The following is a 9148-nucleotide window of genomic DNA, read 5'->3' on the forward strand; positions in this document are numbered from 1 at the left end:
TCTGTCGGCATGAGCGTTTCCCTCACCCTCCTCGGCCTGCTCGAACGGGAATCCAGCCACGGTTACGACCTGAAGCGCGAATACGACGCGTACTTCGGCCGTGGCAAGCCGCTGCCGTTCGGCCAGGTCTACTCGACACTCAGCCGACTGGCCCGCGACGGCAAGGTCGTGATCAGCGAGGTCGGCCCGGGCGACGGGCCCGACCGCAAGCGCTACGTCATCACCGACCTGGGCGCGACCGAGGTCGAGCAGTGGCTCACCCAGCCGGTCGAGCCGGAGCCGCATCTGCAGACGGTGCTGTTCGCCAAGGTCGTGCTCGCACTGATGCTGGATCGCCCCGCCGGCGAATACCTCGACACCCAGCGCAGCGCACACCTGCAACGGATGCGCGAGCTCACCCGGATCAAGCGCAGCGGCAGCCTCGTCGACGCGCTGCTGGCCGATCACGGGCTGTACCACCTGGAGGCGGACCTGCGGTGGATCGAGATGACCGGCGCCCGGCTGGACGCCCTCAAGAAGGAGATACGGCCATGACCATCATGATCGAAGCGCGAGACGTGGTGTTCTCGTTCGGCGAGACTCCCGCGCTGCGGGGCGCCGGCATCGCCGTGGACTCGGGCGAGATCCTCGCCATCATGGGGCCCAGCGGCTCGGGCAAGTCGACGCTGCTGCACTGCCTGGCCGGCATCCTCGTTCCCGACTCCGGCGAGGTCCTGTTCGACGGGGCCCGGGTCGACTCCATGACCGAGGCCGAGCGCAGCACGCTGCGCCGGGACCGCTTCGGGTTCGTGTTCCAGTTCGGTCAGCTCGTCCCGGAGCTCACCGCGGTGGAGAACGTCGCCCTGCCGTTGCTGCTCAACGGGGTCCGCCGGACGGAGGCACTGCGAAAAGCGTACGGCTGGTTCGAGCGGCTCGGCCTGGACGGCATGGAGCAGCGCCGGTCCGGGGAACTGTCCGGTGGCCAGGCGCAGCGCGTCGCCCTCGCCCGCGGCCTGGTCGCCGGGCCGAAGGTTCTCTTCGCAGACGAGCCGACCGGTGTGCTCGACTCGCTCACCGGCGAGCAGGTCATGGACCTGCTGGTCGCCGCGGCCCGCGAGCAGGGCACCACGGTCATCCTGGTGACCCACGAACCACGAGTCGCCGCGTACGCCGACCGCGAGGTCATCGTCCGCGACGGGCGCGTGAACGCGCCGGAGCGGATCGCGTCATGATCGGCTTCGGGCTTCGCCTCGCTGTGGCCGGCGGCCGGGAGGCGCTCACCCGCCTCGTCGTCATCGCCGCCGCGGTCGCCGTGGGCGCCGGGCTGCTGCTGGCCACCCTCGCCGGCATCAACGCCGTCGACGCGCAGCTCACCCGGTACGCGTCGCTGTACCCCACCGGGTCCACGGCCGGCACCGCGGATCCACTGTGGTGGTCGACACGGACCGACTACTTCCACGGCGAGCAGATCGTCCGCATCGACGTCGCCGCGACCGGACCCCACGCGCCCATCCCGATCGGCGTGCCGAAGACGCCCCGGCCGGGCGAGTACTACGCCTCGCCGTCGATGCAGCAACTGCTGGCCGCCAACCCCGCCGACCAGCTCGGCGACCGCTACCCCGGACATCACCTCGGCACGATCGGTCCGGCAGCGCTCCCGTCGCCGGACGCCCTGCTCATCATCGTCGGCGGCACCTCCGAGGAGATCGCCGAGCTGCCGAACGCCAGACAGCTCACCAGCGTCGGCGACGACCCTCCCGCGCTCCCCGAGACCGTGGTGAACCTCATCATGGGCGTGATAGCCGGTGGGTTGCTGTTTCCGGTGCTGATCTTCATCGGCACCGCCACCCGGCTCAGCGCCGCCCGCCGGGAGCAGCGGTTCGCCGCGATGCGCCTGGTCGGCGCGACACCGAAACAGATCTCGCTGATCGCGGCGGTCGAGGCGGCCGCGGCGGCCGTCACCGGCACCGCCCTCGGCTTCCTGCTGTTCTTCGCCTTCCGCGGCCAGCTCGCCGCGATTCCGTTCACCGGCATGCGGTTCTTCACCGATGACATGTCGCTGGGAGTGCTGGACATCCTGGTGGTCGCGCTCGGCGTGCCGGCCGGCGCGGCGCTGGCGGCGCGGGTCTCGCTACGGCGCGTCCGGATCTCCCCGCTCGGCGTCACCCGGCGGGTCACCCCGCGTCCGCCTCGCGCGTACCGGCTGATCCCACTCGTGCTCGGCGTCGCCGTGCTGGCATTCGCCCTGATCCACCGGCCCCCCACGTCGGACGGCCAGACCGCCGTCTTCCTTCCCGGGCTGCTGCTGATCATGGCCGGCCTGATCCTCGCCGGTCCCTGGCTGACCATGATCGGCGCCCGGGTCATGGCACGGCACGCCAGCCGGCCCGCCACGCTCATCGCCGCGCGGCGCCTCGCCGACAACCCGAAGGCCAGCTTCCGGGCGATCAGCGGCATCATGCTCACCCTCTTCGTCACGAGCGTGGCCGTCGGCGTGATCACCACGATCGCCACCAACCGCGGCCCGGCGCCGATCGGATCGACCGAGGCCGGCACGATGTCCACCGTCTTCACCGAGAACCCGCCGTCGGTGCCCGACACGGTGCTGACCGACCTGCGCGCGATTCCCGGCGTGCGCAGCGCGACGGTGGTCCGCGAGAACCCGGACCGCGGCAGAGACCGCGACGGGTCGGTGGTCGCGTGCGCCGATCTTCCGGCGGCGTACGGCCGGTGCGCCGACGGCGCCACCGTTGCCGAGGTGCCGATGAGCCTCATGCCCTTCGACCAACCGGTGTCGTCCACGAGGGTCTGGCCCGCCGCCTCCGTCACGGTCGGCGAACTCCAGCGGTTGCCGGTGGCGGCGATCGTCGTCGGCACCGACGCTTCGGTCGCCGCGCTGGAACGCTCGCGCACCGTCCTCGAGGTTGCCTACCCGACGGAACTCTGGGTTGCCCCACACGTGCCCGGCGACTTCGAGTCGGACTTCGCCAACACACTGCGCGGCTGGAAACAGTTGGCCAACGTCATCATCGTCGCCAGCCTCGCACTCGCGGGCTGCAGCCTCGCGGTCAGCGTGGTCGGCGGCCTCAGCGAGCGCAAGCGCCCCTTCAGCCTGCTCCGCCTCAGTGGCGCGCCGGTGCGGATCCTGCGTCGCGTGGTCCTTCTGGAAAGCGCCGTACCGATGCTGGCCGTCGCCATGGTCGCGATCGGCATGGGCTTCCTCGCCGCCCAGTTGTTCCTCAGGGCGCAGATGGGCTACACGCTCATCGCTCCAGGCGTGGGGTTCTACGCGATCGTGATCATCGGCCTGGTGGCCTGCCTCGGCATCATCACCTCCACCCTGCCGTTGCTGGAGCGCATCACCGGCCCGGAGACCGCACGCAGCGAATGACTGGGAGAGTCGGGGGGGGGATGGCATCCCCCCGCCGCTCCAGAAACCGTACGGAGGCCTTGGGTCAGTCTCGAGTGGTGCGTTCGGCGGCGCGGACGGCGTCGGCGTAGGCGAGGGCGGCGCGGCGCAGCGCCGCCTCGGGGTCGATGCCGGCCTCCCGGGCCGCCGCCACGGCACCGAGCAGACTGGCGCCGAGCCGGGCCTCCGGGTCGACCTGGTTGTCGGCCAGCGGAGGCGGCACCGCGAGACCGATCCGGCCGGCCCGGTCGAGGATCTTGGCGGCCAGGGCGAGCGCGGGCTGGCTCAGCGCGATGCCGTCCAGCACCGAGCCGCGGGCCTTCTCGGCCTGCTTGATCCGCTCCCAGCTCGCCTCGATCTCCTCGAGACTGCCCGCCTGCTCGCCGGCGAAGACGTGCGGATTGCGGCGGACCATCTTGTCCACCAGGCCGCCGGCCACGTCGTCGACGCTCCACCGCTCGTCCTCGGGCAGCTCCTCGGCGAGCCGGGCGTGCAGCAGCACCTGGAGCAGCACGTCGCCCAGCTCCTCGCGGAGCGCGTCGGTGTCGTCGGCGCTGATCGCGTCGTACGCCTCGTAGCACTCCTCCAGCAGGAAGCCGGCGAGGCTGCGGTGGGTCTGCGAGCGCTTCCACGGGTCGCCACCGGGCGAGGCGAGCCGGTCCATCACCTCGACCGCGTCGAGCAGCCGCGCGCCGGGCGGGTCCCAGGAGCCGTACATCAGCTCCAGCTCGGCCAGCCCCGGTTGGCGGGCCAGTCGCAGGCCCAGCTCCCGGGCGAGCGCCTCGTCGCCGGCGGGACCGGCCAGCCAGACCGCCGTACCGTGCGCGGCCACCGCGTCGAGCAGCGCCTGCGTCGCGCCGGTCTCCACCACCGTGACCTCGGCGCCCGCCGCCCGCACCGCCGTGGTCAGCGCACTCTCTTCGCCGGTCAGCACCGGCGCGGAGCGTACGACGTCCCAGGCGGCGGCGGTCAGCAGGCCGGCCGGCAGCCGGGGCGAGGTGACCAGCAGGACGATCCGGGCGGACATGCTCAGGGGGCCACCGGTTCGCTCGGCTCGGCCGGGGTGGCGACCGGCTCGGGGGTCGAGATGTCGGTCACCGGGCCGCTGGCGTCGACGTACGGCAGGGCGTAGAAGACCAGCTCCTGGCCCTTGTTGACCCAGGACGGGACGCCGAGCGGCCGGAAGCGCGGGTTGACCGACAGGTCGACCTTGTCGGCCTGCTCCTCCAGGGCGGCGCTGAGCGCCGACGCGGTACGGACGAAGCCGCCCTCGCCGAAGAGCTGCCGCACCTGGGCCACCGAGAGGCCGGACTGGATCCCGCCGGTCTTCTCGATCGCGTGGTAGACCGCCATCACCGCGGCGTCGCTGAGCTCGGCCGGCGGCAGCTTCTGGGTGAGCACCAGGGAGATGTCGGCCCACTCGCCCCAGAGCTTGGCGAACTCGGTCTGCGGCGGCATCTGGAGCTGCTGGGCGAGCTGCTCCGGGGTGACCTGGTCCGTCACCTGCAGGCCCTGCTCGGCCACGACCTTCTTGCCGAGCTCGATGCTGACCAGCAGGTTCACCACGTCCTGCCGGGTCACCGCGGAGCGGAGCTGGTCCGCGGTCGGGGTGACGCCGGCCTGCGTCGCGCTCTGGCGGATCGCCTCCGCGTACTTCGCCTGGGCGTCCTCGTAGATCGCGTCGACCCGGTCGACCGAGTAGGTCCGGTCACCGACGTACGCGGCCACGTCGGGCGAGGACTTCCCGCAGGCGGCGAGGGAGAGGACACCGAGAGCCGCGACGCTGGCGGCGGCGATGAGACGGCGTGCACGCATGCCGGTCACTCTCTCATGCCCGGCATGCGTGGTGTGACGCCGCCCACCACGGGCGCCCGGCCTCACGCCGACGCCCCCGCCAGCGCCGCCGGCTCGCCCAGCACATCGCTCAACAGCTGCGCACACCATTCCAGCAGCGCCTGGTCGCGCAGGGGCTCGCCGCCGACCCGGCGGGTGCTCGGTCGGGGCACGCTGACCTGGTCGAGCGCGGCCTTGTAGACCGAGTCCGGGTGGTAGCGCTTGAGCCGCAACTGCTTGGAGTCGGGCAGCGGCAGCGGGCCGAACCGGATGTGCTTGCCCTGCATCGACACGTCGGTCAGGCCGTACCGGCGGGCCAGCAGGCGGAACCGGGCCACCGCGACCAGGTTCTGCACCGGGGCGGGCGGCTCGCCGTACCGGTCGGTCATCTCGGCGACCACCTCGCGCAGCCGCTCGGAGTCGCGAGCCTCGGCCAGCTTGCGGTACATCTCCAGGCGCAGCCGCTCCACGCCGACGTAGTCGTGCGGCAGGTGCGCGTCGATCGGAAGGTCGATCTTGACGTCGACCTCCTCCTCGGTGCGCTCGCCCTTGAACGCCGACACCGCCTCGCCGACCATCCGGACGTACAGGTCGAAGCCGACGCCCTCGATGTGGCCGGACTGCTCGCCGCCGAGCAGGTTGCCGGCGCCCCGGATCTCCAGGTCCTTCATCGCCACGTACATGCCGGCGCCCAGCTCGGTGTGCTGGGCGATGGTGGCCAGCCGCTCGTGGGCGTGCTCGGTGAGCGGCTTCTCCGGCGGGTAGAGGAAGTACGCGTACGCCCGCTCCCGGCCCCGGCCGACCCGGCCCCGGATCTGGTGCAGCTGGGCCAGGCCGAGCAGGTCGGCCCGCTCCACGATCAGGGTGTTGGCGTTCGGGATGTCGATGCCGGACTCCACGATGGTGGTGCAGACCAGGACGTCGAACTCCTTCTCCCAGAAGCCGACCATCACCTTCTCCAGCGCGTCCTCGCCCATCTGGCCGTGCGCCACGGCCACCCGTGCCTCCGGCACCAGCTCGCGGATGCGCCGGGCCGCCTTGTCGATCGACTCGACCCGGTTGTGCAGGTAGAAGACCTGCCCGTCGCGGAGCAGCTCACGGTGGATGGAGGCGGCCACCTGCCGGTCGTCGTACGCCCCGACGAAGGTGAGCACCGGGTGCCGCTCCTCCGGCGGGGTGGCGATGGTGGACATCTCGCGGATGCCGGTGATCGCCATCTCCAGCGTCCGGGGGATCGGCGTGGCCGACATGCTGAGCACGTCGACCGAGGCGCGCAGGCTCTTCAGGTGCTCCTTGTGCTCGACGCCGAAGCGCTGCTCCTCGTCGACGATGACCAGGCCGAGCTGCTTGAACCGGGTGGCCGTCTGGAGCAGCCGGTGGGTGCCGATGACGATGTCGACGGTCCCGTCGGCCACCATCTCCAGGGTCCGCTCGGACTCCTTCGGCGTCTGGAACCGGGACAGCTGCCGGATCTGCACCGGGAACTGGCTCATCCGCTCGGCGAAGGTGTTGTAGTGCTGCTGCACCAGCAGCGTGGTCGGCACCAGCACCGCCACCTGCTTGCCGTCCTGCACCGCCTTGAACGCCGCGCGTACCGCGATCTCGGTCTTGCCGTAGCCGACGTCGCCGCAGATCAGCCGGTCCATCGGGACGGTCTGCTCCATGTCCCGCTTGACCTCTTCGATCGCGGCGAGCTGGTCCGGCGTCTCCTGCCAGGGGAAGGCGTCCTCCAGCTCCCGCTGCCACGGGGTGTCGGGGCCGAACGAGTGGCCCTTGGACGCCTTGCGCGCGGCGTAGAGCTGGATCAGCTGCGCGGCGATCTCCTTGACCGCCTTGCGGGCCCGGGCCTTGGACTTCTGCCAGTCCGAGCCGCCCATCTTGTGCAGGGTGGGCTGCTCGCCGCCGACGTACCGGGAGAGCTGGTCGAGCTGGTCGGTGGGGACGAAGAGCCGGTCGCCGGGCTGGCCGCGCTTGCTCGGCGCGTACTCGATGACCAGGTACTCCCGGGAGGCCCCGTTGACGGTGCGCTGCACCAGCTCGACGTAGCGGCCGATGCCGTGCTGCTCGTGCACCACGTGGTCGCCGGCCTTGAGCTCCAGCGGGTCGATGGTGTTGCGCCGCCGGCTCGGCATCTTGCGCATGTCCCGGGTGGAGGTGCCCCGGCCGCCGGTGATGTCGTTGCCGGTGAGCAGCACGAACTTCGACGCCTCGTCGACGAAGCCGGCGGTCAGGCACCCGCAGCCGACCAGCAGCTCGCCGGGGGCGGGCGCGCTCGGCACCTCCTCGACCAGCCGGGCGCCCAGACCGGCGTCGCGGAGCACCTCGACGGCCCGCTCGGCGGGGCCGTGCCCCTCGAAGACCAGCGCGATCGACCAGCCCTCGCCGGCCCAGCGCTTGACGTCGTCGACCACCCGGGAGGTCTCGCCGTGGTAGAGCGGAGCGGGCTGCGCGGCCAGGCTCACCGCGATCGCGTCGTCGGGCGTGACGTCCACCTCGGCGGGCTCGTCCTCCCAGGGCTGCCGCACCGTCGCGGTGGCGCCGGCCTCGCCCAGCCCGAACGGGGCGAGGGTCCACCAGGGCTGGCGCAGCGTGCGGGCCGCCGCGCGTACCTCGGCCAGGGTCTTGAAGGCGGCGGCGCCGAGGTCGACCGGGGCCTGACCGCCGGTGGCGGCCGCGGCCCAGCTGGCCTGGAGGAACTCGTCCGAGGTACGGACCAGGTCGTGCGCCCGGGTGCGGATCCGCTCCGGGTCGCAGAGCAGTACGTGGGTGCCGGCCGGCATGCAGTCCAGCAGCAGCTCCAGGCTCTCGTTGCCGAGCAGCGCCGGGACCAGCGACTCCATCCCCTCGACCGGGATGCCCTCGGCCAGCTTGTCGAGGATCTCGGCCAGCTCCGGGTGCTCCCCGGCCAGGGCGGCGGCCCGCTCCCGCACCGCCGGGGTGAGCAGCAGCTCCCGGCAGGGCGGCGCCCAGAGCTGCGGGACGCCTTCGATGGTGCGCTGGTCGGCCACGGCGAAGGTGCGGATCTCCTCCACCTCGTCGCCCCAGAACTCGACCCGGGACGGGTGCTCGTCGGTGGGTGGGAAGACGTCCAGGATGCCGCCGCGCACGGCGAACTCGCCGCGCTTGGTGACCAGGTCGACCCGCGCGTACGCCATGTCGGTGAGCCGGCGGGCGACCTCTTCCAGGTCGGCCTCGTCGCCGGCGGAGAGCTGCACCGGTTCGAGGTCGCCGAGCCCCTTGAGCTGCGGTTGCAGCAGCGACCGCACCGGCGCGACGACCACCCGCAGCGGGCCGGTGCGGCCGTGCGCGTCGGCCGACTGCGGGTGCGCCAACCGGCGCAGCACCGCCAACCGGCGGCCGACGGTGTCGGATCGCGGCGAGAGCCGCTCGTGCGGCAGCGTCTCCCAGGACGGGAAGACCGCCACCTGCTCGGGCGGGAGCAGGCTGCCCAGCGCCGAGGCCAGGTCGTCGGCCTCGCGGGTGGTGGCGGTCACGGCGAGCACGGGACGCCCGGCCCCACCGGCCGGTTCGTCGGCCGCGACGGCGGCGACGGCGAACGGGCGCAGGGCGGCCGGGGCGGTGAGATCGAGGCCGTCGACCTGGGCGGCACCGGAGCGCGCCAGGTCACGCGCCCGGGCCAGCCCGGGGTCGGCCAGGGCGGCGGAGAAGAGTCCGGTGAGCATCTGTGATCACTTCCAGGAAATCGACGCACGGCGACGGCCCCGCGTCCAGCCGGACGGGGGGTGCACCCGTCGAGACTATCCCGCCCCGCAGACAATCCGGGCGGACCCGCGAGGCCCGGGCCGGCCGGCGCCCCCATGGGCACGAATTCTCGGAAAGAGGGGCCTTTCCCGCGGGAAAGGCCCCTCTTTCTCGGAAAGCGCGCGGGCCCCGGGCGGGCGTTAGGGGATCTTGACGGGGGTGGGC

6 protein-coding genes are annotated in these 9148 nt (G+C 72.4%); 3 read left to right on the forward strand and 3 right to left on the reverse strand.

Going from position 1 to position 9148, the window contains the following annotated elements; translation table 11 throughout:
• Positions 1-9: 9 nt before the first annotated feature.
• Genes ACSNN7_RS20435 through ACSNN7_RS20445 form a run of 3 tightly spaced genes read left to right on the forward strand, consistent with a single transcriptional unit; the run spans position 10 to position 3370 of the window.
• Complete coding sequence (locus tag ACSNN7_RS20435; protein WP_436682505.1) at positions 10-534, forward strand: PadR family transcriptional regulator; 525 nt, start codon at positions 10-12, stop codon at positions 532-534.
• Positions 531-1211, forward strand: a complete 681-nt coding sequence (locus ACSNN7_RS20440) for an ABC transporter ATP-binding protein (protein ID WP_436682507.1) — start codon at positions 531-533, stop codon at positions 1209-1211. Before ACSNN7_RS20435 ends, ACSNN7_RS20440 begins: the two co-directional genes overlap by 4 nt.
• On the forward strand, positions 1208-3370 hold the full coding sequence (locus tag ACSNN7_RS20445; RefSeq protein WP_436682508.1) for an FtsX-like permease family protein: 2163 nt from the start codon (positions 1208-1210) through the stop codon (positions 3368-3370). The genes ACSNN7_RS20440 and ACSNN7_RS20445 overlap by 4 nt, the downstream gene beginning before the upstream one ends.
• Positions 3371-3434: 64 nt before the next feature.
• Here ACSNN7_RS20445 and ACSNN7_RS20450 read toward each other — a convergent pair whose 3' ends face one another.
• The 3 genes from ACSNN7_RS20450 to mfd form a co-directional block, all read right to left on the reverse strand.
• On the reverse strand, positions 3435-4415 hold the full coding sequence (locus ACSNN7_RS20450; protein WP_436682509.1) for a nucleoside triphosphate pyrophosphohydrolase: 981 nt from the start codon (positions 4413-4415) through the stop codon (positions 3435-3437).
• 2 nt (positions 4416-4417) lie between these two features.
• Positions 4418-5203 (reverse strand): hypothetical protein, encoded by a 786-nt coding sequence (locus ACSNN7_RS20455; RefSeq protein ID WP_436682511.1) that lies wholly within the window; start codon positions 5201-5203, stop codon positions 4418-4420.
• 62 nt (positions 5204-5265) lie between these two features.
• The gene (gene mfd, locus ACSNN7_RS20460; RefSeq protein WP_436682513.1) at positions 5266-8904 is read right to left on the reverse strand and encodes a transcription-repair coupling factor; all 3639 of its coding nucleotides are present in this window, start codon (positions 8902-8904) and stop codon (positions 5266-5268) included.
• Positions 8905-9148: the final 244 nt, after the last annotated feature.

It is taken from the genome of Micromonospora sp. URMC 105 (assembly GCF_051386295.1).
In the GTDB taxonomy this organism is placed as follows: Bacteria; Actinomycetota; Actinomycetes; order Mycobacteriales; family Micromonosporaceae; genus Micromonospora.

Bases quoted from the DNA above. Each gene is read 5' to 3' on its own strand.
- ACSNN7_RS20435 (WP_436682505.1), top strand. From the start codon at position 10: ATGAGCGTTTCCCTCACCCTCCTCGGCCTGCTCGAACGGGAATCCAGC.
- ACSNN7_RS20440 (WP_436682507.1), top strand. From the start codon at position 531: ATGACCATCATGATCGAAGCGCGAGACGTGGTGTTCTCGTTCGGCGAG.
- ACSNN7_RS20445 (WP_436682508.1), top strand. From the start codon at position 1,208: ATGATCGGCTTCGGGCTTCGCCTCGCTGTGGCCGGCGGCCGGGAGGCG.
- ACSNN7_RS20450 (WP_436682509.1), bottom strand. From the start codon at position 4,415: ATGTCCGCCCGGATCGTCCTGCTGGTCACCTCGCCCCGGCTGCCGGCC.
- ACSNN7_RS20455 (WP_436682511.1), bottom strand. From the start codon at position 5,203: ATGCGTGCACGCCGTCTCATCGCCGCCGCCAGCGTCGCGGCTCTCGGT.
- mfd (WP_436682513.1), bottom strand. From the start codon at position 8,904: ATGCTCACCGGACTCTTCTCCGCCGCCCTGGCCGACCCCGGGCTGGCC.